General features: G+C 64.1%; 19 protein-coding genes. 12 read left to right on the top strand and 7 right to left on the bottom strand.

All coding sequences use genetic code 11. The features are described from left to right. Nucleotides 1-175: 175 nt before the first annotated feature. On the bottom strand, nucleotides 176-1216 hold the full coding sequence (locus HU736_RS09605; protein ID WP_103438094.1) for an AraC family transcriptional regulator: 1041 nt from the start codon (nucleotides 1214-1216) through the stop codon (nucleotides 176-178). 4 nt (nucleotides 1217-1220) lie between these two features. Then, nucleotides 1221-2354, bottom strand: coding sequence for a nitrilase-related carbon-nitrogen hydrolase (locus HU736_RS09600; RefSeq protein ID WP_186700145.1), 1134 nt, complete (start codon nucleotides 2352-2354; stop codon nucleotides 1221-1223). 191 nt (nucleotides 2355-2545) lie between these two features. Here HU736_RS09600 and HU736_RS09595 point away from each other — a divergent pair, with 191 nt between their 5' ends. After that, on the top strand, nucleotides 2546-4573 hold the full coding sequence (locus HU736_RS09595; RefSeq protein ID WP_103438093.1) for an oxidoreductase: 2028 nt from the start codon (nucleotides 2546-2548) through the stop codon (nucleotides 4571-4573). Nucleotides 4574-4627: 54 nt separating this feature from the next. Then, complete coding sequence (locus tag HU736_RS09590) at nucleotides 4628-5527, top strand: 1-aminocyclopropane-1-carboxylate deaminase/D-cysteine desulfhydrase (protein WP_103438092.1); 900 nt, start codon at nucleotides 4628-4630, stop codon at nucleotides 5525-5527. Here HU736_RS09590 and HU736_RS09585 read toward each other — a convergent pair. Together HU736_RS09585 and HU736_RS09580 are read right to left on the bottom strand one after the other, a co-directional pair. Then, nucleotides 5518-6063 (bottom strand): cytochrome b, encoded by a 546-nt coding sequence (locus tag HU736_RS09585; protein ID WP_103438091.1) that lies wholly within the window; start codon nucleotides 6061-6063, stop codon nucleotides 5518-5520. The genes HU736_RS09590 and HU736_RS09585 overlap by 10 nt on opposite strands. A gap of 147 nt (nucleotides 6064-6210) precedes the next feature. After that, entirely contained in the window at nucleotides 6211-7200 is a 990-nt protein-coding gene (locus HU736_RS09580; protein ID WP_186700148.1) for a DUF1853 family protein, read from the bottom strand. A gap of 56 nt (nucleotides 7201-7256) precedes the next feature. On the opposite strand from HU736_RS09580, the gene HU736_RS09575 reads away from it, so the two are divergent. From HU736_RS09575 to HU736_RS09530, 10 genes are all read left to right on the top strand, one after another. Then, nucleotides 7257-8147 carry an NAD(+) kinase gene (locus HU736_RS09575; RefSeq protein ID WP_101321383.1) on the top strand — a complete coding sequence of 297 codons (891 nt, stop codon included), beginning with the start codon at nucleotides 7257-7259 and terminating at the stop codon, nucleotides 8145-8147. Further along, nucleotides 8147-9118, top strand: a complete 972-nt coding sequence (locus tag HU736_RS09570; RefSeq protein WP_103438089.1) for a metallophosphoesterase — start codon at nucleotides 8147-8149, stop codon at nucleotides 9116-9118. Before HU736_RS09575 ends, HU736_RS09570 begins: the two co-directional genes overlap by 1 nt. After that, nucleotides 9115-9987, top strand: coding sequence for a rhomboid family intramembrane serine protease (locus HU736_RS09565; RefSeq protein ID WP_186700150.1), 873 nt, complete (start codon nucleotides 9115-9117; stop codon nucleotides 9985-9987). Before HU736_RS09570 ends, HU736_RS09565 begins: the two co-directional genes overlap by 4 nt. Before the next feature lie 13 nt (nucleotides 9988-10000). Continuing rightward, nucleotides 10001-10261 (top strand): YeaC family protein, encoded by a 261-nt coding sequence (locus HU736_RS09560; RefSeq protein WP_101321377.1) that lies wholly within the window; start codon nucleotides 10001-10003, stop codon nucleotides 10259-10261. Then, nucleotides 10258-11088: a DUF2797 domain-containing protein gene (locus tag HU736_RS09555; protein ID WP_103438087.1), complete on the top strand. Its 831-nt coding sequence runs from the start codon at nucleotides 10258-10260 to the stop codon at nucleotides 11086-11088. The genes HU736_RS09560 and HU736_RS09555 overlap by 4 nt, the downstream gene beginning before the upstream one ends. A 12-nt stretch (nucleotides 11089-11100) precedes the next feature. After that, nucleotides 11101-13758, top strand: coding sequence for an aminopeptidase N (gene pepN, locus HU736_RS09550; protein WP_186700152.1), 2658 nt, complete (start codon nucleotides 11101-11103; stop codon nucleotides 13756-13758). Between the two features lie 240 nt (nucleotides 13759-13998). Beyond that, nucleotides 13999-15009 carry a WD40/YVTN/BNR-like repeat-containing protein gene (locus tag HU736_RS09545; RefSeq protein WP_186700154.1) on the top strand — a complete coding sequence of 337 codons (1011 nt, stop codon included), beginning with the start codon at nucleotides 13999-14001 and terminating at the stop codon, nucleotides 15007-15009. Nucleotides 15010-15029: 20 nt separating this feature from the next. After that, nucleotides 15030-17405 (top strand): efflux RND transporter permease subunit, encoded by a 2376-nt coding sequence (locus HU736_RS09540; RefSeq protein ID WP_103438825.1) that lies wholly within the window; start codon nucleotides 15030-15032, stop codon nucleotides 17403-17405. 86 nt (nucleotides 17406-17491) lie between these two features. Continuing rightward, complete coding sequence (locus tag HU736_RS09535) at nucleotides 17492-17812, top strand: DUF5629 family protein (protein ID WP_186700157.1); 321 nt, start codon at nucleotides 17492-17494, stop codon at nucleotides 17810-17812. After that, nucleotides 17778-18914 (top strand): lactonase family protein, encoded by a 1137-nt coding sequence (locus HU736_RS09530; RefSeq protein ID WP_437180458.1) that lies wholly within the window; start codon nucleotides 17778-17780, stop codon nucleotides 18912-18914. Before HU736_RS09535 ends, HU736_RS09530 begins: the two co-directional genes overlap by 35 nt. A 1-nt stretch (nucleotide 18915) precedes the next feature. On the opposite strand, the gene HU736_RS09525 is transcribed toward HU736_RS09530, so the two are convergent. The 3 genes from HU736_RS09525 to HU736_RS09515 are packed head-to-tail and all read right to left on the bottom strand — an operon-like array spanning nucleotide 18916 to nucleotide 24385. Next, entirely contained in the window at nucleotides 18916-19509 is a 594-nt protein-coding gene (locus HU736_RS09525) for a glutathione S-transferase (protein ID WP_103438082.1), read from the bottom strand. Then, nucleotides 19506-23150: an AAA family ATPase gene (locus tag HU736_RS09520; protein ID WP_186700161.1), complete on the bottom strand. Its 3645-nt coding sequence runs from the start codon at nucleotides 23148-23150 to the stop codon at nucleotides 19506-19508. Before HU736_RS09520 ends, HU736_RS09525 begins: the two co-directional genes overlap by 4 nt. Then, nucleotides 23147-24385, bottom strand: coding sequence for an exonuclease SbcCD subunit D C-terminal domain-containing protein (locus tag HU736_RS09515; RefSeq protein ID WP_186700164.1), 1239 nt, complete (start codon nucleotides 24383-24385; stop codon nucleotides 23147-23149). Before HU736_RS09515 ends, HU736_RS09520 begins: the two co-directional genes overlap by 4 nt. Nucleotides 24386-24423 lie beyond the last annotated feature (38 nt).

Raw genomic sequence — 24423 nt, 5'->3', positions numbered from 1 at the left:
ACGTTTATCACTCATAAGCTTGTCATCAATGCGTCATGCGCCCGCTTTAGCGTGGCGACATGAGCCAACATCATGAGTGAAGAGGAAGCAGGGCGATGGACGACTATCAGGAAGAGCTGCTCGAATATCAGGCCTATGAACTGGACGCCCCCGAGCCAGACGACGCCACCGAGCTCTAACCGGTGCGCCGTTGATTACGCCGGAACTCCCCCGGTGTAAGCCCGGTCCAGCGCTTGAACGCCCGTTGAAAAGCTTCTGCTGAAGCAAACCCCAACAGATAGGCAATCTCGCCGAAGGCCAGCTCCGTGTCGCGGATGTAGGTCTCGGCCAGATCCTGACGGGTGTCGTTGAGCAGGCTGCGAAAGCGCGTGCCTTCTTCGGCAAGCTTGCGGCGCAGGGTCCAGGTCGGCAATTGCAAATGGCGGGCGATTTCCTCCAGGTCAGGCTCGCGCCCGCCGTTAAGCAACGGTCCGAGCAGATGTGTGATGCGCTCGCCAAGGCTGCGTACACGGGTGTGCTGGGCGAGCTCCACTTCACATAGCTGGAGCAGATGCTGCCAGGTGCTGGGGCAGTGCTGCGGGTTGGCCTGCTCAAGCGTAGCCCGGCTCAGGCGCAGCTGATTACCTTCGGCCGCGAAGTGTATCGGCGTGGCACAAAGTGCCTGATAGCCCGCTGCGTAGCTTGGCGCTGCAAATTCGATCTCCATTCGCTCTGCCTGCACCGGCCGCCCCGCAAGCTGGCCTAACTGCGCAAGCCAGCCCGACAGCAGCGAGTCGACCACGAAGCGGTTGTAGTCGTTGTAGGGGCTGATCGAATAGAAGCGCAGCCAGGCGCCTTGCGTGTCTTCGACAAACACCGAGCTGCCACGGTAGTTGGCCGCATACAGCGGCTCGAAGCGCAGCAAGGTGCGGGCAGCTTCGCCGAGCGTCGGTGCTTGAGCTGCGGTGACTCCGGCCAAACCTGTCTGTGCCAGCCGGCTCAAGCTGCCCATGCGCAGGCCCAACGCCGGCTCGCCGCTGAGCTTGATTGCTGCATGGCCTAGGTGCATGTAGCGCGGTATCGACAAGCGCGCGCCGGGCTGGGCCAGGCGGCTGCTGGTCAGGCCGTAACGCTCGAGCAACGGCGTAGGATCATGCCCCAGCTGTTGCAGGGCCTCAGCCAGAGACTGGACGAACCCTACAGTCAATTCACCGAGGCGCACACGCGGCCTGGGCATGGCCTTACAACCACACGTTGAGCAGGCGGGCGCCATGCTGCGAGGTGCCGCCCAACTGGCCGCCAGCGTGGTTGGCAAAGCCTTGACCGTCAGCGCCAAGTTCCCAGAATTGGCCACGCATGAACACGCTGATGCTGGTCAGGCCGGGATTGGCGGCCAGGGTCAGTTGCCGCCAGGCCTGTTGTTCGCTGACTTGACCACGCTGCAGTGGCAGCTCGGCGGCGGCATCCTGATGGCGATTACCGCGCCAGGGTGCGTCCCAGCTGTGCTTGCCACTGAGAAATACCGGGTTGGCGATCAGCTGTGCGGACTGCTGCGCCAGCTGCTGATAATTTTCCGGGTACCAGCTGTCACTGCCGATCAACACGCCAAGACGTCCAGCGGGGGTCGAAACGACGTGCAGGGGCTGCTCGCGACCGTCCTGCCCGCGACCGTCCTGAATGTACCGGCGTACTTCGCTGTCGGCAAACTGCTGGCGTTGCGGCTGCCCCAGCACACTGCCGTCGCCGGCGAATACCAGGCTGCTGTTGAACAGTGGGCCGCTGCCGGCGTGCAGCACGCCGTTCTCCACATAGGGCGCGGGCAGGACAATCGAGCCGGCCACCAGAGTCACGCCAAATTCCTTCGCCAGGCCGCTGAACAGGGCCTGATAGTCGGCGGCCATCTGCGCCGCCTTCATGCGCAGATGCGCATCTGCGCGCCGGTCGTCGCCGGTCGCCCAGAGCATTGCCAGGCCGTAGCGCAGCGGGTTACTCAGCTCAAGCCATTGCTCGGCCTCGCGCCGCTGGGTCACTTGATACAGCTCGTTTTTTTCACCGCGCGCCCACAGCCAGGTACCGATGTGCTCAGGCAATACCACTACCGTGCGCGGATTCACCAGCCCCTGCTCGCGGGCCTGCTGCAGGTAGGCGGCAAGCTTGAGGCGCAGCCGTTGCAGGTTTTGATAGTCGCTGGGGTAGAGCAGCGGCTCGATGCCGAGCAGGTTGCCGCGCTCGCCAGGGCTACCCTGATTGAGCGCCAGCTCGATACGCAGGTCAGACAGGTAGTGGCCTTCAGGGCGCTGTTGCGTCCAGAAACCATAGCCACACAACGCGGCGATCATTACCAGCGCCAGGGCGCTTGCGAGAAGTTTGCGCATGAACCGCTGCGGCACCATCGAATGTAAGGAGCCTTAGGGTAGACCTGCTGTGCAGCAGGATCAATAAGTTGTCAGTTTCGATCATTGAGCCGGTTCAAACGGCTGTTTAATGTCGATGGCAGATAACCGACGGGCCCCGCCTCGCAGCGAGGCGCCCGCATCCCGTGATTTTGCCCATGTGGAGTTGCTCCATGGCTTACCCGAACCTGCTGGCCCCGCTTGATCTTGGCTTCACCACTTTGCGCAACCGCACCCTTATGGGCTCCATGCACACCGGCCTGGAAGAGCGCCCAGGCGGCTTCGAGCGCATGGCAGTGTACTTCGCCGAGCGAGCACGCGGTGGTGTTGGCCTGATGGTCACGGGTGGCATTGCGCCAAACGATGAGGGTGGCGTGTACTCCGGCGCTGCCAAGCTGAGCACCGCTGAAGAAGCCGACCAGCACCGTATCGTCACCGAGGCGGTGCACGCCGCTGGGGGCAAGATCTGTCTGCAGATCCTCCACGCCGGCCGTTACGCCTACAGCCCACGCCAGGTGGCGCCGAGCGCGATTCAGGCGCCGATCAACCCGTTCAAGCCCAAGGAGCTGGACGAAGCCGGCATCGAGAAGCAGATCGCCGACTTCGTCAACTGTGCCGAACTGGCCCAGCGCGCGGGATATGACGGCGTCGAGATCATGGGATCGGAAGGCTACTTCATCAACCAGTTCCTCGCCGCTCACACCAACCACCGCACCGATCGCTGGGGTGGGAGCTACGCCAACCGCATGCGCCTAGCGGTCGAAATCGTCACCCGCGTGCGTGCGGCAGTGGGGCCGAACTTCATCATCATCTTCCGCCTGTCGATGCTCGACCTGATCGAAGGGGGCAGCGATTGGCAAGAGATCCTGCAACTGGCCAAGGCCATCGAGCAGGCCGGGGCAACGCTGATCAATACCGGCATCGGCTGGCACGAAGCGCGCATCCCGACCATCGCCACCAAAGTACCGCGGGCGGCCTTCAGCAAGGTCACGGCCAAGCTGCGTGGGCACGTCAACATCCCATTGATCACCACCAACCGCATCAACACACCCGAAGTTGCCGAGGCCGTGCTGGCTGCCGGCGATGCCGACATGGTGTCGATGGCCCGGCCATTCCTGGCCGATCCAGAGTTCGTCAACAAGGCCGCAGCCGATCAGGCCGAGCAGATCAATACCTGCATCGGCTGCAACCAGGCCTGCCTTGATCACACCTTTGGCGGCAAGTTGACCAGTTGCCTGGTCAATCCGCGCGCCTGCCATGAAACCGAACTGAATTATCTGCCGGTGACCCAGGCCAAGCGTATCGCGGTGGTGGGTGCTGGCCCGGCTGGCCTGGCTGCGGCGACCGTGGCCGGCGAGCGCGGCCATCAGGTAACCCTGTTTGACGCCGCTGGCGAGATCGGTGGCCAGTTCAACGTGGCCAAGCGCGTGCCGGGCAAGGAAGAGTTCTCCGAAACCCTACGCTATTTCCGTAACAAGCTGCAGCTCACGGGCGTGGACGTGCGCCTGAATAGCCGAGTCAGCGCCGAGCAGCTCATTGCCGGCGGTTATGACGAGATCATCCTGGCCACCGGGATTGTCCCGCGCAACCCGGCTATCCCCGGCATCGAGCACGCCAAGGTGCTGAATTATCTGGATGTACTGTTGCAGCGCAAGCCGGTCGGCCAGCGGGTTGCGGTGATCGGCGCGGGCGGCATCGGTTTCGATGTGTCCGAGTACCTGGTGCACCAGGGCGTCGCTACCAGCCTGGATCGCGATGCGTTCTGGAAAGAGTGGGGCATCGACACTGCGCTCGAAGCGCGTGGTGGCGTGGCCGGGATCAAGCCCGAGCCGCATGCGCCGGCGCGGCAGGTGTACCTTTTGCAGCGCAAGAAGACCAAGGTCGGCGACGGTCTGGGCAAGACTACCGGCTGGATTCACCGCACTGGCCTGAAAAACAAGCAGGTACAGATGCTCAACAGCGTCGAATACCTGCAGATCGACGACGCTGGTTTGCATGTACGCATCGCTGATGGCGAGCCACAGTTGCTGGCGGTGGACAACGTGGTGATCTGTGCAGGCCAGGATCCACTGCGCGAACTGCAGGACGGGCTGATCGCAGCGGGGCAGTCGGTGCACCTGATCGGCGGCGCCGATGTGGCCGCCGAGCTGGATGCCAAGCGCGCCATCAACCAAGGTTCGCGCTTGGCCGCCGAGCTGTAACGGCATGGGTTGGGGCTGCAGCGCGGCCCCGGCCCAAGCTGGTAGACTCGGCCGATGTCTGCCGAACTCTCCTGCCTGCCTCAGGCACCTCTACAACCGCTGTGCTTGCCCTGGACTCAGCGCGCTGAGGTCCAGCTCGCAGTGTTGCGCCTGGACCTGATCGACCCGCTGATCAGCGGCAACAAGTGGTTCAAGCTGCGCGACCATCTGGTCGAAGCCTGGCGGTGCAACGCGCCCGGCTTGATCAGCCTGGGCGGCAACCACTCCAACCATTTGCACGCGCTGGCCGCTGCCGGCAAACGGTTTGGCTTTGCCACCGCCGGCCTGCTGCGTGGCCATGCGCAGGACACCCCGACTGTGCGCGACCTGCAAGCCTTGGGCATGCAACTGCACTGGCTCGGCTATGGCGGCTACCGGGCGCGACATGAGCCGCAGTTCTGGGCTGAGTGGCAAGCCCGCTACCCCGGCTGGCAGTGCATCGCCGAGGGCGGTGGCGGCATGGCCGGCGCACAGGGTTGCCGATTGATCGTCGAGCAGGCACGCGAGCAGCTGCCGCAGCTGGGTTGGGATGACTACGATGGCTGGTGGCTGGCCGTCGGTACCGGCACCACCCTGGCGGGGCTGGTGCTCGCTGAAGCCGGTGCGCGCCCGGTGCATGGCGCCCTTGCAGTTCCAGCAGACCACGGCGTAGCGGCGACGGTTGCAGCGTTGGCAGGAGAGCGGGGCTACCAATTGCATGACGCTTGCCGTGGCGGCTTTGCGCGCATGGATGATGAGCTGCTGGCGTTTATCGCCGACAGCGAACAGCACAGTGGCCTGCCGCTGGAGGCGGTGTACACCGGCAAGGCCCTGCTGGCGCTGCGCGATGAGGTCGAGGCGGGGCGCTTCAGGCCCGGCAGCCGCCTGCTGTTCGTGCACACAGGCGGGCTGCAGGGCCGACGCGGTTACTTGTAGGGCAGCATGCGCACCAGGGTGTTATCGCGCTTGATGTAGTGATGGTAAAGCCCGGCCAGTGCATGCAGGCCAATCAGCCAGTAGCCCCAGCCGCCAACCCGCTCATGCCAGCCTTTGATGAACTTGGCAAAGTCCGAATCAGGCCCGACCAGCGCGGGCAGTTCGAGGCCGTAGAACGGGATCGGCTTGTCGGCAGCGCTGAGGATCAGCCAGCCTGCCAGCGGCATGCCGATCATCAGCAGGTACAGCAGCAGGTGCACCAGGTGCGCCAGGCCAGTCTGCCAGGCCGGCGGCTTGGGCGTGATGGGCGGCGTCGGGTTGATCAGGCGCATGGCCAGGCGCAGCCACACCAGTACGAACACGGTCAGGCCGAACATGAAGTGCAGGTCTTTCATCAGGTTGCGTTCGGCGCTGTCCTTGGGGAACAGGCCGCGCAGTTCGATCAGGGCGTAGACGCTTGCCAGCAACACCAGCATCAGCCAGTGCAGGGCAATCGAGATCCGCGCGTAATGCGCCGGCGGGTTGGTTGGAACCATGGTCACTCCTCACTTATCAGGTCGAAAAGGCGCTCTTGCTGGCGCGTATCGCTAACTCTAATCAATGGCTGACAGATTTCTTTGCTACAGGTCGAAGGCTGCGCGGATATTTGCGTGAATCTGTCGAAAACCCTGGCGGCCTGTTGCTCAGGTCGGCAAGTGTGGCCAGCTGTCCGCCACCAGAAACAACCGCTGCTGTTCCTCCCAGCCGCCGTCTTCGGCCTGCGTCAACCTGACCAGCAATTGCGCGGGTGCGAACGGGTCCAGCTGCATCAGCCATTGCTCGAACTGCGCTGGCGTCCAGCATTCGCTGTCTGCAATACGCGCGGGTGCTAGCCATTGCTGGCGCGCCAGTATCTGCCAGCGGCCCTCTGCTGCGCTGCAGCGGTAGCCGAGCCAGTCGCGCCGATGCAGCCAGTCACCGCGTAAGTGCGCAGGTTCTGCGCCGGCTGGAGGATGGACTGCAAGCATGCCTGGGTAGAACAGATAGCCGCCCAGCCACAGGTGCGCCTGGGGCTGATCCAGGCCAAGCTCCGCAAGCAGCGCCTGGCTCTCTGGGCGAGCAGATATCGGCAACTGATGACCGACAAGGTGTGCCAGTTTCAGGTCGAGCCGATCATGGCAACCAGGCCCCAGCCAGTGCATGGAGTCTGGGCCAGCGCCATTGGCCGGGCCGAGATAGAGCTTGATCGCCAGTTCCAGATGATGCACACCGTCGCGGTCGCGCAGGAGGATATCCAGCTCGCCCAGCGTGCGGCCGCCTTCGCGGATCGGCAGATTGGCGCCGAGTAGTTCGACCCCGCTGGCGTGGTTCAAGGCGAACTGCCAGAGGGCCTCGTAATACAGGCCCAGGCGCCGGCTGGTCATCTTCGCCAGCCAATCGCGCAGCGGTTGATCATCGCCATCCAGCGCCAGTAACCAGTCCTGCAGCTGCTGTGGGTCGGCAGCCCAGTCACTGGCGGTCAACGGGTGGCGCTGTGGTGCGGGCAAGTCGCGCATCAGCGGTGGCGACAGCAGCGCCCAGGCCAGATCGCGCACCGCAGGGCGGCGCAAACGGCGGGGCAGGTCGCGCAGCTCGGTGAAGGGCGTCATCCTGCGAGCATAGCCGGTTTGCCGCTGGACGGTCGTTTCGACCATAATCCGTCTATCGTTACCCGCTATCGTTACCCGCCGTACGGCCTTGCAGGAGCACCATGGAGCAATTTCGCAATATCGGTATCATCGGCCGCCTGGGCAGCTCACAGGTGCTCGACACCATTCGCCGACTGAAAACGTTCCTCCTCGATCGCCATATGCACGTGATCCTCGAGGACACGATTGCCGAAGTGCTGCCAGGGCATGGCCTGCAGACCTCGACCCGCAAGCTGCTCGGCGAGGTCTGTGACCTGGTCATCGTGGTCGGCGGCGATGGCAGCCTGCTCGGCGCCGCACGCGCACTGGCCCGGCACAATGTACCGGTGCTCGGTATCAACCGCGGCAACCTGGGCTTTCTCACCGACATCCGCCCGGATGAGCTCGAGGTCAAGGTCGCCGAAGTGCTCGACGGCCACTACCTGGTCGAAAACCGCTTCTTGCTGCAGGCCGAAGTGCGCCGTCACGGTGAAGCCATTGGCCAGGGCGACGCGCTCAACGACGTGGTCCTGCACCCGGGCAAGTCGACGCGGATGATCGAGTTCGAAATCTACATCGATGGCCAGTTCGTCTGCAGCCAGAAGGCCGACGGCCTGATCGTCGCCACCCCCACCGGCTCGACCGCCTATGCGCTGTCGGCCGGCGGGCCGATCATGCATCCCAAGCTCGACGCCATCGTCATCGTGCCGATGTACCCGCACACCCTGTCGGGCCGGCCGATCGTGGTCGATGGCAACAGCGAGCTGAAGATCGTCGTCTCGCAGGACCTGCAGATCTATCCGCAAGTGTCCTGTGACGGCCAGAACCACTTCACCTGCGCCCCCGGCGATACCATCACGGTGAGCAAAAAGCCGCAGAAACTGCGCCTGATCCACCCGCTCGATCACAACTATTACGAAGTCTGCCGCACCAAGCTCGGCTGGGGCAGCCGCCTGGGGGGTGGGGGCGACTGATGCTCGATCCGGCGCGCAGTTTCGATATCATCGGCGACGTGCACGGTTGTGCACATACCCTCGAACGCCTGCTCGATACCCTCGGCTACAAGCGCGTGGGCGGGGTCTGGCGGCATCCACGGCGCCAGGCACTGTTCCTCGGCGATATCGTCGATCGCGGCCCGCGTATTCGCGAGGCGCTGCATATCGTCCACGACATGGTCGTGGCCGGTCAGGCGTTCTGCATCATGGGTAACCATGAGTACAACGCCTTGGCCTGGGTCACGCCGGCGCTGCCCGGCAGTGGCAAGGCATTTGTCCGTGAGCACACGCCGCGTAACGCGCGTCTGATCGACGAAACCCTGACCCAGTTCGCCCAGCACCCGGGCGACTGGCACGACTTCCTGGCCTGGTTCTACGAGCTGCCGCTGTTTGTCGATGCCGGGCGCTTCCGGCTGGTGCACGCCTGCTGGGACCCGAGCCTGATCGAGCAGTTGCGCCCGCAGTACCCAAGCGGCTGCATCGACGAGCACTTCATTCAGGCCTCGGGTGTGTCCGGCAGCTTTGCCTCGACCGTGTGTAATCGGCTCCTGCGCGGCACCGACATGCGCCTGCCGGATGGCCTCACCCTGACCGGTGGCGATGGGCTGACGCGGGCGTTCTTCCGCACCAAGTTCTGGGAAGAAGACCCGCAGACCTACGGCGACATCGTGTTCCAGCCCGATGCCTTACCGGACGAGGTAGCCAGCGCGCCGCTCAGCCACACGCAGAAAAACGCCTTGCTGCGCTATGACGAAGCGCAACCGATGCTATTCGTCGGCCATTACTGGCGCAGCGGTCGCCCGGCGCCGATCCGGCCAAATCTGGCCTGCCTGGATTACAGCGCCGTGCTCTACGGCAAACTGGCGGCCTATCGCCTGGATGACGAAACCGGCATCGACCCGCACAAGTTCGTCTGGGTCGATGTCGAGCGCCCACAGGACACTCAATGAATGTGATCGAAGTGCTGCGCCTGCCGTTGACCGTCGACCTCAGTGGTTTTGTCAGCCTGCTGCGCCGCCTGCAGGTGCCGCACCGGGTCAGCGAGGAGGGCGAAGAGCAGGTGCTGTGGGCGCCGCAGGCCTTGCTCGAGGATGTCCGCCAGCTGTATGAGCGCTACCCCGAAGGCAACGACCAGATCGAACTGCCGGCGGCTGCCCAGGCCAGCCTGCCCAGGCAACTGTCCCTGGCCCAGCAGGCCAGCGCGTGCAAGGTCACGGCTGGCGTACTGCTGCTGTGCGTGGTGGTCGCGGCAATCACCGGGCTGGGCGACAACCTGTCGACCCTAAGCTGGTTCACCTTTCTCGATTTTCGCGTGCAGGGTGAATATCTGTACTTCATCTCGCTGGCGCAAGGCCTGAGCGACGGTCAGTGGTGGCGCCTGATATCGCCAATGCTGCTGCACTTCGGCTTCCTCCACCTGGCCATGAATGGCATGTGGTACTGGGAGCTGGGCAAGCGCATCGAGCTGCGCCAGGGGCCATGGTTGCTGCTGTTGCTGACGCTGTTGTTCAGCTTGATCTCCAACCTGGCCCAGCACCTGGTCGGCGGCCCGAGCCTGTTCGGCGGGCTGTCCGGCGTGTTGTACGGCTTGCTCGGCTACGTCTGGCTGTACCAGTGGCTGGCACCCAACCCGCATTACCGCCTGCCCAAGGGCGTACTGGTGATGATGCTGATCTGGCTGGTGGTGTGCCTGACCGGCGTGGTCGGCCAGCTCGGCTTCGGCCAGATCGCCAATGCCGCGCATGTCGGTGGCCTGCTCATCGGATGCCTGACTGGGCTCTTGGGTGGAGCGCTGGCGCGGCGTAAACTGTCGGCTTGATTGAGGAGAGACAATGTCCACGTTCGCCCAAATGATTGAAAACATCACCCCCGAGATCTACCAGAGCCTCAAGCTTGCGGTCGAGCTGGGCAAATGGTCCGACGGGCGCAAGCTCACCGTCGAGCAGAAAGAGCTGTCGCTGCAGGCGGTCATCGCCTGGGAGCTGCAGAACCTGCCGGAAGACCAGCGTACCGGTTACATGGGCCCGCAAGAGTGCGCCTCGAAGTCGGCGCCCATCGCCAATATTCTGTTCAAGTCGGACTCGGTACATTGATCGAACTCGCTCGTGGCTCTTTGAGCAAGATGTCGGTGCAATTGCAGGCACCGGTTGTGCAATACAGCTTTCGCCTGGGTGATTCGCTGGTGCCGGTCAACCCGATGATCGGCAAGACCCTGCGCCTTGAATACCTTGGCGCCATCCACTGTAGCCACTGCGGCAAGCGCACCAAGACCAGTTACAGCCAGGGCTACTGCTACCCATGCATGACCAAGCTGGCCCAGTGCGACCTGTGCATCATGGCCCCGGAACGTTGCCACTACGACGCCGGCACCTGCCGCGAGCCGTCCTGGGGCGAGCAGTTCTGCATGACCGATCACGTGGTCTACCTGGCCAACTCGTCGGGGGTCAAGGTCGGTATCACCCGCGCTACCCAACTGCCAACCCGCTGGCTCGATCAGGGCGCCATCCAGGCCCTGCCGATCATGCGCGTTTCCACTCGGCAGCAGTCGGGCCTGGTCGAGGATGTACTGCGCAGCCAGGTGCCAGACCGCACCAACTGGCGCAACCTGCTCAAGGGCGATGCCGAGGTGCTCGACCTGGCGGCGATTCGCGAGCAGATCTTCGACGCCTGCGCTAACGGTATCCGCACCCTGCACGAACGATTTGGCCTTCAGGCAATCCAGCCGCTGCCCGATGCCGAAGTGGTCGAGATCCGTTACCCGGTCGAGGCCTATCCGAAAAAGATCGTCAGCCTCAACCTGGACAAGACCCCGGTCATCGAAGGCACTCTGCTCGGGATCAAGGGCCAGTACCTGATCTTCGATACCGGCGTGATCAATATTCGCAAGTACACGGCCTACCAGTTGGCCGTGCATCAGTAAAAGGACAGCCACATGCGCACCGAACAACCGCAAGTGATCTACCTCAAGGATTACCAGGCGCCCGAGTACCTGATCGACGAGACGCACCTGACCTTCGAGTTGTTCGAGGACCACAGCCTGGTCCATGCGCAACTGCTGATGCGCCGCAACCCGGCGCGTGGCGAAGGCTTGCCGCCGCTGGTGCTGAACGGTCAACAGCTGCAACTGGTCAGTGTGCAACTGGATGACCAGGCCCTGAGCGCGGGCGATTACCAGCTAGATGACGACAGCCTGACCCTGCATCCGAAAGCGCAGACGTTCACCCTCGACACCACGGTGAAGATCCACCCAGAGAGCAACACGGCTCTGGAGGGCCTGTACAAGTCGGGCTCGATGTACTGCACCCAGTGCGAGGCCGAGGGCTTTCGCAAGATCACCTACTACCTCGACCGCCCGGATGTGATGAGCACGTTCACCACCACGGTGATCGCCGAGCAGCATCGCTATCCGATCCTGTTATCCAACGGCAACCCGATCGGCAGCGGCCCGGCTGACGACGGCCGCCACTGGGCAACCTGGGAAGACCCATTCAAGAAGCCGGCCTACCTGTTCGCGCTGGTGGCGGGCGACCTCTGGTGCGTCGAAGACACCTTCACTCGCCAGTCCGGCCGTGACGTGGCGCTGCGCATCTATGTCGAGCCAGAAAACATCGACAAGTGCCAGCACGCGATGGTCAGCCTGAAGAAGTCGATGCGTTGGGACGAAGAAGTCTACGGCCGCGAGTACGACCTGGACATCTTCATGATCGTCGCGGTCAACGACTTCAACATGGGCGCCATGGAAAACAAAGGCCTCAACATCTTCAACTCCAGCTGTGTGCTGGCGCGTGCCGAAACGGCCACCGACGCCGCTCACCAGCGCGTCGAAGGGGTGGTCGCCCACGAGTACTTCCACAACTGGACCGGCAACCGCATCACCTGCCGCGACTGGTTCCAGCTGTCGCTCAAGGAAGGCTTCACGGTGTTCCGCGATGCCGAGTTCAGCGCCGACATGAACTCGCGCACGGTCAAGCGCATTGAGGACGTGGCGTACCTGCGCACCCATCAGTTTGCCGAAGACGCAGGCCCTATGGCCCACCCGGTGCGCCCGGACAGCTTCATTGAAATCTCCAACTTCTACACCCTGACCATCTACGAGAAGGGCGCAGAAGTGGTCGGCATGGTCCGCACCCTGCTCGGCGCCGAGGGCTTCCGCAAGGGCAGTGACCTGTACTTCGAGCGTCACGACGGCCAGGCCGTTACCTGCGATGACTTCATCAAGGCCATGGAAGACGCCAACGGCGTTGACCTGACCCAGTTCAAACGCTGGTACAGCCAGGCCGGCACGCCGCGCCTCGAGGTCAGCGAAGACTATGACAGCACAGCGCAGCGCTACAGCCTGACCTTCCGCCAGAGCTGCCCGCAGACGCCGGACAAGCGCGAGAAACTGCCGTTCGTGATTCCGGTCGCGCTGGGCCTGCTCGACGCCGACGGCAACGACCTGCCGCTGCGCCTGGACGGCGAAGCCAGCGCCCAGGGCAGCAGCCGCGTGCTGTCGCTGACCGAGGCTGAGCAGACCTTCATCTTCCTCGATATCGCCGCCAAGCCATTGCCGTCGCTGCTGCGCGGCTTCAGTGCGCCGGTCAAGTTGAGCTTCCCGTACAACCGCGACCAGCTGATGTTCCTCATGCAGCACGACAGCGACGGTTTCAATCGCTGGGAAGCCGGCCAGCAATTGTCGGTGCAAGTGCTGCAGGAGCTGATCGGCCAGCATCAGGCTGGCCAGCCGTTGAGCCTCGATCCGCGTTTGATCACGGCCCTGGCCACGGTCATCGGCAATGACGCGCTGGACCCGGCCATGGTCGCAGAAATGCTCTCGCTGCCAGGTGAGGCCTACCTGACCGAGATCAGCCAGGTGGCCGACGTCGACGCGATCCACGCAGCCCGCGAATTTGCCCGCAAGCAGATCGCCGAGCAGCTGTTCGACGCCTTGTGGTCGCGCTATCAGGCCAACCGTGAAGTGTCGCGGCGCACGCCATATGTGGCGGCTGCCGAGCACTTCGCCCGGCGCAGCCTGCAGAACATCGCCCTGTCGTACCTGATGCTCAGCGGCAAGCCGCAGGTGCTGGCGGCGACCCTTGAGCAGTTCAAGGACAGCGACAACATGACCGAGCGCCTGACCGCGCTGGCGGTGGTGGTCAACTCGCCGTTCGAGGCCGAGCGCGCCGAAGTGCTGCAAGCCTTCGCCGAGCACTTCAAGGACAACCCGCTGGTCATGGACCAGTGGTTCAGCGTGCAGGCAGCCAGCTCGTTGCCGGGCGGCCTGGCGCGGGTCAAGGCGCTGATGCAGCACCCGGCATTCACCTTGAAGAACCCGAACAAGGTGCGCGCACTGATCGGCGCGTTTGCCGGGCAGAACCTGGTCAACTTCCACGCGGCCGACGGTTCCGGCTATCGCTTCCTGGCGGATCTGGTCATCGAGCTTAATGCGCTCAACCCGCAGATCGCCTCGCGCCAGCTCGCTCCGCTGACCCGCTGGCGCAAGTACGATAGCGCGCGTCAGGCGCTGATGAAGGCCGAGCTGGAGCGGATTCTGGCGTCGGGCACCTTGTCCAGCGACGTCTATGAGGTGGTCAGCAAGAGCCTGGCATAAAGCTCAGACTTAACTCAGCGCGGGGCAAGTCTGCTGCGACGTTACCTTGACCCAAGGTAGCGTGGCAGCAGACTTGCCCCGTGCCGTTTATGGCCGTTAACAAAACATAACGTCCCGCCAATTGTATTGCCGCAGAACTCCCCGCTAGGATGGCTCAAAGCTGTTGCAGGCCTTTGAATCAGGCTTCTTGCAGTGCCTGCACTGGATGACCCACCAAGAAAAATACAATAGGGGAAGGGCATGAGGGAACGGGTGATGGCGCACGCCAGGCCACTGGCCGCGGGCGCACTGTTGCTGCTGGGTATCTGGAGCGGCACTGTTGTCGCTGCCGCCGCCGAGGAGTACTCGACCGAATCGGCCAAGGCAGTCGACAACCTGCTGATCGACGCCGCGCACGCCGGCAAGCGCCTGGTGGTGGTTGGTGATCGTGGCCATATCCTGTTCTCCGACGACCAGGGCAAGACCTGGAGCCAGGCGCGCGTGCCGACCCGGCAACTGCTCACTGCGGTGTTCTTCATCGATGACAAGCGCGGCTGGGCAGTCGGTCACGACGCGCAGATCCTCGCCAGCAGCGATGGCGGCGCCACCTGGAGCAAGCAGTTCGAAGACCTCGCCCGCGAAGCGCCATTGCTCGACGTCAGCTTTGTCGATGCCCAGCATGGCTTTGCCGTCGGTGCCTACGGCGCGCTGCTCGAGACCACCGACGGCGGCCAGCATTGGCAGGACGTCGCCGAGCGCCTCGACAACCCCGATCAATTGCACCTAAATGGCATCGCCGCGATCAAGGACTCCGGCCTGTTCATCGTCGGCGAGCAGGGCAGCATGTTCCGCTCCGGCGATAACGGTGCCACTTGGTCGCGCGTCGAGGGCCCGTACCAGGGCTCGTTGTTCGGCGTACTCGGCACTGCCCAGGCGCACACCTTGTTGGCCTACGGACTGCGGGGCAACCTCTACCGCTCCAGTGACTTCGGCGACAGCTGGCAGCAGATCGCCCTGACCGCCAGTCGCGGCTCGCTGCAGTTCGGCCTGGCCAGCGCGGCGCTGCTCGAGGACGGCAGTATCGTCCTGGTCGGCAACGGCGGCAGTGTGCTGCGCAGCCGTGACGATGGCTTGACCTTCAGCGTATTCAACCGCGCCGACCGCATCGCTCTGGCCAGCGTCACCAGCCTGGCCGACGGCGGCTTGCTGCTGGTCGGGCAGGGCGGCATCCACCTGGCCAACGGCCAAGGCGCCGAGGAGCAGCAACCATGACCGGCCCGGAGCGCTTCGACATGCCCCAGCATCATCAGGACAAACCCACCCTGCTCGAGCGGATGATCTTCAACAACCGCCCGGTAGTGATCGGCCTCTGCCTGCTGGTGAGCATCCTGCTGTTCTGGCAGGCCACGCAGATTCGTCCCTCGACCAGTTTCGAGAAGATGATCCCGCTGCAGCACCCGTTCATCGAACAGATGCTCGAGCACCGCAATGACCTGGCCAACCTCGGCAACACCGTGCGCATCTCGGTCGAGGCGGTCAACGGCGACATCTTCGACAAGGATTACATGGAGACCCTGCGCCAGATCCATGACGAGGTGTTCTATATCCCGGGTGTCGACCGCGCCGGCTTGAAGTCGCTGTGGAGCCCCAGCGTGCGCTGGACCGAGGTCACCGAAGAAGGCTTCGCCGGTGGCGAGGTGATCCCCAACACCTACGATGGCACCGCACAAAGCCTCGATCAGCTGCGCGACAACGTGCTCAAGTCCGGCCAGGTCGGGCGCCTGGTGGCGAACAACTTCAAGTCGAGCATCGTCGACGTGCCGCTGCTGGAGAGCTACCCCGATCCGCAGGACCCGGGCAAGCAGGTCAAGCTCGACTACCAGCAGTTCTCGCACCAGCTGGAAGAGAAGATCCGCGACAAGTTCCAGGCGCAGAACCCCAATGTGAAGATCCACATCGTCGGCTTTGCGAAAAAAGTCGGTGACCTGATCGACGGCCTGGTGATGGTGGTGCTGTTCTTCGGCGTGGCGCTGGCGATCACCTGGGTCCTGCTGTACTGGTTCACCTGGTGTATCCGCAGCACCATTGCCGTGTTGATCACCACCCTGGTGGCGGTGGTCTGGCAGTTGGGCCTGATGCACGCGGTGGGCTTTGGCCTCGACCCTTACTCGATGCTGGTGCCGTTCCTGATCTTTGCCATCGGTATTTCCCACGGGGTGCAGAAGATCAACGGCATCGCCCTGCAGTCCAGTGGCGCCGACAATGCCCTGACCGCTGCGCGGCGGACCTTCCGCCAGCTGTTCCTGCCGGGGATGATCGCGATTCTGGCCGACGCGGTGGGCTTCATCACTCTGCTGATCATCGACATTGGCGTGATCCGCGAGCTGGCCATCGGCGCCTCGATCGGCGTGGCGGTGATTGTCTTCACCAACCTGATCCTGCTACCGGTGGCGATCTCCTATGTCGGCATCAGCAAAAAGGCCGTCGAGCGCTCCAAGCGTGACGCCACCCGCGAGCACCCGTTCTGGCGCCTGCTGGCCAACTTTGCCAGCCCTAAAGTGGCACCGGTGTCGGTTGCGCTGGCGCTGGTGGCCTTTGGCGGCGGCCTCTGGTACAGCCAGAACCTGAAGATCGGCGACCTCGACCCGGGTGCCCCGGAGCTGCGCCCGGACTCGCGCTACAACCAGGACAACCACTTCATCATCAGCAACTACTCGACCAGTTCCGATGTGCTGGTGATCATGGTCAAGACGCCCTCTGAGAGCTGCTCGATCCACTCGACCCTGGCCCCCATCGACGAGCTGATGTGGACCATGCAGAACACCCCCGGGGTGCAGTCGGCAATCTCCCTGGTGAGTGTGTCCAAGCAGATGATCCGCGGCATGAACGAGGGCAACCTGAAATGGGAAACCCTCTCGCGCAACCCGGATGTGCTCAACAGCTCGGTGGCCCGCGCCGACGGCCTGTACAACGCTGACTGTTCGCTGGCGCCGGTGCTGGTGTTCCTCAACGACCACAAGGCAGAAACCCTTGAGCGCGTCACCGCCGCAGCCAAGGCCTTTGCAGATACGCACAACCGTGACGGCTTGCAGTTCCTTCTGGCGGCGGGCAATGCCGGCATCGAGGCGGCCACCAACGAGGTGATCAAGTCGGCCGAGCTGACCATTCTGATTCTGGTCTACCTATGCGTGGCGATCATGTGCCTGATTACCTTCCGTTCGTTTGCCGCGATGCTGTGCATCGTCCTGCCGCTGGTGCTGACCTCGGTGCTGGGCAACGCGCTGATGGCGTTCATGGGCATCGGCGTCAAGGTCGCGACCTTGCCGGTGGTAGCGCTTGGCGTGGGTATCGGAGTCGACTACGGTATCTATATCTACAGCCGTCTGGAGAGCTTCCTGCGTGCTGGTCTGCCGTTGCAGGAGGCCTACTACCAGACCCTGCGCTCGACCGGCAAGGCGGTGCTGTTCACCGGCTTGTGCCTGGCAATCGGCGTGTGCACCTGGATCTTCTCGGCGATCAAGTTCCAGGCCGATATGGGCCTGATGCTGACCTTCATGCTGCTCTGGAACATGTTCGGTGCACTCTGGCTGCTGCCGGCACTGGCGCGCTTCCTGATCAAGCCAGAAAAACTGGCAGGCAAGCAGGGCGGCTCGATCTTCGCCCATTGACGCTTGTGCGGTCAGGCCGCTGCGGTGAGCAGCGGGCCTGGCCCAGGTTTGGTTATACTGGACGCTTTGCGCATCAAGGTAGCCCCATGACCACCCTCGCCACTGCCCTCGCCACCAGCGACATGCTCCTGATCGATGGCCTGCACGCCTTCGGTTTCACCTTCGACGCCAGCGGCCTGGTGATCGAATGCATGGACGGGCGCAACCTCAAACGCTGGAAATTCACTGCTGAACAGGTCGCGGCCGCGGTTGGCGCGGGCGAAGAGTGGCGCCTCAACGATGACCAGGGCGAGCATGAGCTAGTCTGCATGAGTGCCGTGTACGGCTCGGACGAAGACGATGACGAGCAAGACGATGACGACCAAGAAGACGATCAGCCGCACCTGGAAAACCCTGTTGAGCGCTAGTGCCCTGAGCGCGGTGCTCGGCACTGCGCAGGCCGCCACCCTGCTTGTTGGCAGCTACACCGAAGGCACCGCCAGCGAGGGTATCTATCGATATCAGTTCGACACAGCCAAGGGCCGTATCGAGCCGACCCCGCTGCAGGTGGTGAAGACGGTCAGCCCGTCCTGGCTGGTGCTGTCGGCTGATCAGCGCCTACTTTTCGCCGTCAATGAAACCCCGCAGGGCCATGTCAGCAGTTTTGCGCTGAGCAGCAAGGGCGTGATCACGCCACTGAACCAGGTGTCCAGCGCCGGCGATGAGCCGACCCACGCCAGCCTCAGCCAGGACCAGCGCTACCTGTTCGTCGCCAACTACGCGGTCACGCCCGACCCAGGTGGCAGCCTGGTGGTGCTACCTGTAGCCAAGGACGGCAAGCTCGGCGACAAGGTGCAGCAGTTGGTGCACACGCCAAGCAAGGTCAACCCGGAGCGCCAGGCCGGCGCCCATGTGCATTCGGTCGTGCCTTCGGCCGAAGGCCTGCGTCTGTACGCCAGCGATCTGGGCGCCGACCGGGTGTTTGTCTACGCCTACGACGGCGCCAGCCCGACGCAGCCGCTGAGCCCGGCAACGCCGGCTTCGGTGAGCCTGCCGGCGGGCAGCGGCCCGCGGCATCTGTTGTTTGACGCGCTGGGCAAGCACGCCTATCTGACCCTCGAGATGAGCGCTGAAGTGGTGATGTTCGATGTGCGTGACGATGCCCTGATCGAGCGCCAGCGTCTGCCGCTGACCGACAGCCAAGACCCTGCCGCCAAGGCCGGCGGCGGCTTGCACCTATCGGCCGATGGGCGTTTCCTCTATGTCAGCAATCGCGGCACGGCCAATCAGATCGTGGTGTTTGCGATCGGCAAGCAAGATGGCCAGTTGAGCCTGTTGCAGCGGCGTTCGGTTGAGGGCGACCACCCACGTGAATTCGCTATCGATCCAAGCGGCAAATATTTATTGGTGGCGAATCAGAAGAGCAACCAGATCGTGGTCATGCACCGCGACCCACGCACCGGCCAACTGGGTGAAACGCTGCAGAAGTTCGACCAGCCGGCCCCGTCGCACCTGAAGTTTCTCGACTGAGTCAGCGCGCCATCACGGCCTTGAACAGGTCTGACGCAAGCCAGCCCTGCAACCAGTCACGCAGTTGGGGGTAGGGCGCCTGGGCGAACCATAAAGGCTCGACCCCGGCGAACTGACGCAGCAACGGCAACAACGCGGCGTCGGCCAGGCTTGGGTGCTGGGCCAGCAGGTACGGCCTGCCTTGCAGCAGCGCTTCCAGCTCCTCAAGCCATGATTCGGCCTGCAGGCGGTACTCCTCGCGAGTGTGCTCGGGGTAACGCTCGGCATACTTGTACAGGTTGACCTGCGCCTTGAAGGTGCTGTCATTGCGAGCAATCAGGGCGTGCGCCTGCACAGCTGCCGCTGGATCAGCGCGCAGTAGCCAGTCCTGCGGGTCATGCTGAAGCAAGGCCCAGCGCATGATATCCAGGCTCTCTTCCAGCACCCCGGCGCCGGTGTCCAGCACCGGCACCGTGCCTTTGGGCGACAACGCCAGCAGCTCGGCCGGCTTGTGCTTCATCGACACTTCACACACCTCGACGGTGCAGCCGGCATACGCCAGCGCCAGCCGCGCGCGCATGGCCCAGGGGCAGCGGCGAAACGAGTAGAGGATCATCCGCAGACCTCCACCTCGCTCAGGCCATTGCCCTGGCGCCGGACCTGGATCTGCACCGGGATGCGCTCGTGCATCTCCTGGACGTGGGAGATCACTGCCACCTTGCGCCCTTGCGCCTGCAGGCCGTCCAGCGCATCCATCGCCAGTTGCAGTGACTCGGGGTCAAGGCTGCCGAAACCTTCGTCAATGAACAGCGATTCGATGCGCAGGGTGCTCGAGGCCATCGAGGCCAGGCCCAGGGCCAAGGCCAGCGACACCAGGAAGGTCTCGCCGCCGGACAACGAGTGCACCGAGCGCAGTTCGTCGCCCATCTCGGTATCCAGCACCAAGAGGCCCAGTGCGCTGCCGCCACGCTTGAGGCGGTAGCGCTTGGCCAACTGGCGCAGTTGGCTGTTGGCATGGTGCAGCAGCAGGTCGAGGTTGTAGCCCTGAGCGATCTTGCGGAACACATCGCCCGAGGCCGAGCCGATCAAGCCGTTCAGGCGCGCCCAGCGTTGCCACTGTTGCTGGGCCTGCTCGATTTCAGCGGCAAGGGCGCTGTGCGCGTGTTGCCGGCGTTGGTCGTCGGCCTGCTGCGCGCGCAGCTCGGCGCATTGTTGCTCGTGCCCGACCAGCTGTTGCTGCAAGTCGGCGAGGTGCTGCTCGATTTGCTCGCTGGACAGCTCGGTCCGAGCCTGTTGGTTGTGCTGTTGCAGGCGCTGCTCGCGCTCCTGCAGCAGTACCCGGCCTTGCTCGATGGCCTTGTCGACGCTATGCAGTTGCTGGCGCAGCGCGTCCAGCGTGGCTTCATCGACACTGAGCAAGCGCTCAAGGCCCGCATCATCGAGTTCTGGATGGGCCGCTCGCCATTGGCTGATCTGGCCCTGCAGCGTCTGCTGTTCCTGCTCCAAGGCCTGCTGGCGTTGCTGATTGGCCTTGAGTTCAGCAGCCAGTTGCACGCTTTGGCTGTGAGCGTCCTGCAGCGCCTGCGCGGTGCTGGCCTCAAAGCCGCGCGCGTGCTCGACCTGCTGCTCAAGGTGCTGCTGCCAGGCACCGGCATTGGCGTGTTCGCCAAGCAGTTCGGCGAGCACGCTGCGCGCCTGTTGCTGCTGCTCGGCAAGGCTTGCGAGTTGTCTGTGCAGCTCGCTCTGGCGTTGCAGCCGGCTCTGCTGCTGGTCGGCCAGACGCTGCTGCTGTTGCAGGCGTTGTTGCTGCTGGTTTTGCTCGTCCTTTTGCTGCTCCAGCTGTTGCAGGCGCTGGGCCACCTGTTGATCGAGGGCGAGAAACGCATGGGCTGGCTCGTCGCGCAGGGCCTTGAGGATATCGCCGGGAAGGATCTCGGCAAAATCGGCCAGGGTCTGCTCCAGGCGTTGCTGATCTGCGGCCATGGCCTGGTGCTGCTGATCCAGGCGCTGCTGTGCTTGCTGCTGCGCGTCGCTGGCGGCCTGCACTTGCTGGGTCAGTCGGGCGGCGTCTTTCTGCAGGGTGAGCAGGGCGCTCTGGCGCTGCTCGTCGCGGTTGATTTCTTCTTCGAGGCGGCGCAGCTGGCCGTCCAGCCAGGCACTGCGGGTGCTGTCGGTTTGGGTGCTGAGCGATGGCCACAAGGCGTGCGCTTGCAGTTCCTGCTGCAGCGGTTGCAGTTGTTCGCTCAGTTGTAGCTGTTGCTGCTGGTACTCCTTGCCCTGAGTGTTGAGCATGCCGACCTGGGTGCGCAACTCGACCACGCGGGCATTGAGCGCCTCGACCTGAGCCAGCGCTGCAGCCTCTTCGACCTGGTCATGCCGGCCCATGCTTTGCAGCAGGGCTTCAGGCTGATGGAACGGGTGCTCGGCGCTGCCGCACACCGGGCACGGCTCGCCATCACGCAGTTGCCCGCGCAGCTCCTCGACACTGGTGTTGCGCGCCAGGCGTTGGCGTTCAAGCAGTTGCCGGGTCAATGTCAGAGCCTGCTCGGCGGTGTCCAGTTCGGCCTTGGCCGCCTGGCCTTCGCTGATCAGTTGCTGACGCTGCTGCAAGCCTTGCTGCTGACGTTCGCGCACGCTGTGCAGGGTGTGCTGCAGTTCCTGCTCGCGAGCGTGCAGGCGGGACAATTGCTCGACCGCGCGCTGCTGCTTGCGCTGCTCCTGGAGCAAGGTGCCGAGCAGGTCCAGCTGTTCGGCCAGGGCGTGCGGTTCGGCGCCGGCTTCGTGGAACAGCAGCTCGATGGCGGCGCGTTGCTCCTGCAGCAGGGCATTGGCCTGGCTGGCCTGGGCTTGCAGGCTTGGCAACTCGTCGCGGCCTTGGCTGAGGCGGTTGCCGATCTGCAGCAGTTGCTGCAACTGGCCGCGGTAGGCCTGCCAGGCGCTGCTGATAGCAGCCAGTGCGGCGCTGTCGGCCAGCGCGGCGTCGATGGCGGCGAGCTGCTGCTGGCTGTGCTGCTGTTGTTGCTCAAGCTGCTGCAGCTGCGACTGGCCTTCGCTGACGGCCTGATCGGCTTGGGCACCGACAATGCCCAACTGCGCCATCTCTGTGTCGAGGCGGGCCAGGTTGTCCTGAGCAGCAAACGCCTGGCGCAGGTTCGCGGCGCTGTCGGTGTGTTTAGCCTGCGCTTGTGCCAGCGCCTCGCGGGCGGCTTGCAGGGCCTGCTGCAACTGCTCGCTATGGCTGTGCAGGTTGTGCTGCTCAACCAGTTGCGCCGCGACCGCTGCGGCCAGCGGGGTAAGCTCGCCGGCCAGCGCCAGTTGCCGCTGGAACTGATGACGCTGCGGCGCCAGGCGCTCGAGGTGTTGCAGGTCCAGGCGCTGTCCGGCCAGTTGCTGCCAGTCGTGTTCGGCACTGTGCAAGGCCTCGCGAGCCGCGCTGAGTTGCTGCTGCAGCTGCACCTGGTCGCGCAGCCAGACGCGTTGCTGGTCCAGTTCGCGTTCGCGCGCCTGCTCGGCCTTGAGCAGCTGTTGCGCCTGCTCCAGGCGCTGGTCAAGCTCGGTACGCTCGGTCTCGACCATCGGCAACAGGTGGCTGGCGCGCTCTTGCAAGCCCTGATAGATCTCGCCGGCCTGCTTGGCCTTGGCAAACGCCCGTTGGCCGAGGCGGGTGTAGATGGCGGTGTTGGTGAGCTTTTCCAGCAAGTCGCTGCGCTCGCGGTCATCGGCCTTGAGAAACGCGCTGAACTCGCTCTGGGCGAGCATCACGGCGCGGGTGAACTGCTCGAAGTTCAGGCCCAGGCGTGCCTCGACCAGTTGCTTGTATTCGTTTTTGCCGCTGCCCAGCAGTTGCTCGCCATCCAGGTCGTAGAGGCTCTGGCGACTCATCTGCAACTTGCCATTGGCCTTGTCGCGGGCGCGGTTGGCCTCCCAGCGGGCGCGGTAACGCTTGCCGTCGATACCGACGAAGTCAACTTCGGCATAGCCGCTGCCGGTGCCGCGCCGCAGCAGGTTACGCGGGTCATAGGTGGGGATGTCGCCATCGGCGTCCGGCACCTTGGCCTCACGGCCGATGTCATTGAGCCGCGGCACGCTGCCGAACAGTGCCAGGCACAGGGCGTCGAGAAGGGTGCTCTTGCCGGCGCCGGTGGGGCCGGTAATCGCGAACAGGCCGGCACTGGCCAAGGGTTCGGCGGTGAAGTCGATGTCGATCGGGCCTGCCAGCGAGGCCAGGTTTTTCAGGCGTATGGCCAGAATTTTCATGGCTGCTGCTCCTCGAGCTGTACATCCTGCAGGAGCAGGGCAAAGTCGCTCAGGGTCTGCTCATCGACCGGGTTGCCGTAGGCCTGCTCCCAGACGCGGCTGAACAGGTCTTGCGGAGTCATCTGACTGAGTTCGACGAACTGCAATTGGTCCTCGTCCAGCGCGCTGCGGCCGGCGTACTCGGCGCTGATCCGCACCAGCCGCACCGCTTTGCCTTGCAGGGCGCTCTCGATCTGCTGGCGCAGGTCGGGCTGCGGTTCGTCGAGGCGCACGCGCACCTCCAGCCAGGGTTGGCGGTTGGGGTCTTCCAGCAGGTCGATCACCGGCAGCTCGGCCAGTTGCTCGAGCAGCTCGGCCAGCGGCGCCGGGCCGATCCGCTGCAATGCCACGGCCCGTGGGACCAGGCGCGGCTCGACGCTGACCAGTTGGCTGCCTTCAAGCTCGATCTCCAGCACCTGGTGCGGATAGCCGATCTCGGCAAACGACAACGGAATCGGCGAGCCGCTGTAGCGGATGCGCTCCTCGCGGCTGACCTTCTGCGGCTTGTGCAGATGGCCCAGGGCAACGTAGCTGATGGCGGGATCGAACAGCTTGGCCGGCAGCGCTTCGGCGTTGCCGATGATCAGGCTGCGTTCGGAGTCTTCCGAGATCGAGCCACCGGCCATGTGCGCATGGCTGATGGCGACCAGCGCCTGGTCTTTCTTGCGCTTGGCCATGGCGGCTTTGATCAGTTGCTGGTGCACCTGGGTGATGCCCTGCACGTAGTCGTCGCCCAGCTGCGGGCCGGTGACTTCGGCCGGGCGCAGGAACGGCAGGGCCAGGCACCAGGCGGCGACCTTGCCACGGCTGTTGGTCAGCGGGATCAGCAAGCGCTCAGCGTCGAGCTGGCCCTCATCGAGCCAGTGCACCCGGCCCAGGGCGTGGGTGCGCAGGCGGCGCATGAGCAGGCCGGGCAGCTCGATGCGCGAGCCGGAGTCGTGGTTGCCGGCGATCATCACGATGTCCAGCTTGGGCTGTTGCTCGTGGGCCTCGACGATGAACTGGTAGAGCCGCTCCTGGGCTTTGACCGGCGGGTTGACCGTGTCGAAGATATCGCCGGCGATCAGCAGCGCATCGGGTTGGCGCAAGTGCAGCTGGCCCAGCAGCCAGGTGAGAAAGCAGGCGTGTTCGAAGTCGCGTTCCTGGCCATGCAGGCTTTGGCCAAGGTGCCAGTCGGAGGTGTGGAACAGACGCATGAATAACCTGTTTGAAGTGAATTCGAGGGAAGCAGTGG

This window comes from Pseudomonas shirazensis, from assembly GCF_014268785.2.
GTDB classification, from domain to species: Bacteria; Pseudomonadota; Gammaproteobacteria; order Pseudomonadales; family Pseudomonadaceae; genus Aquipseudomonas; species Aquipseudomonas shirazensis.
Note: the sequence above shows the minus strand (reverse complement) of the source record. Positions and strands in the feature narration are given on the sequence as shown.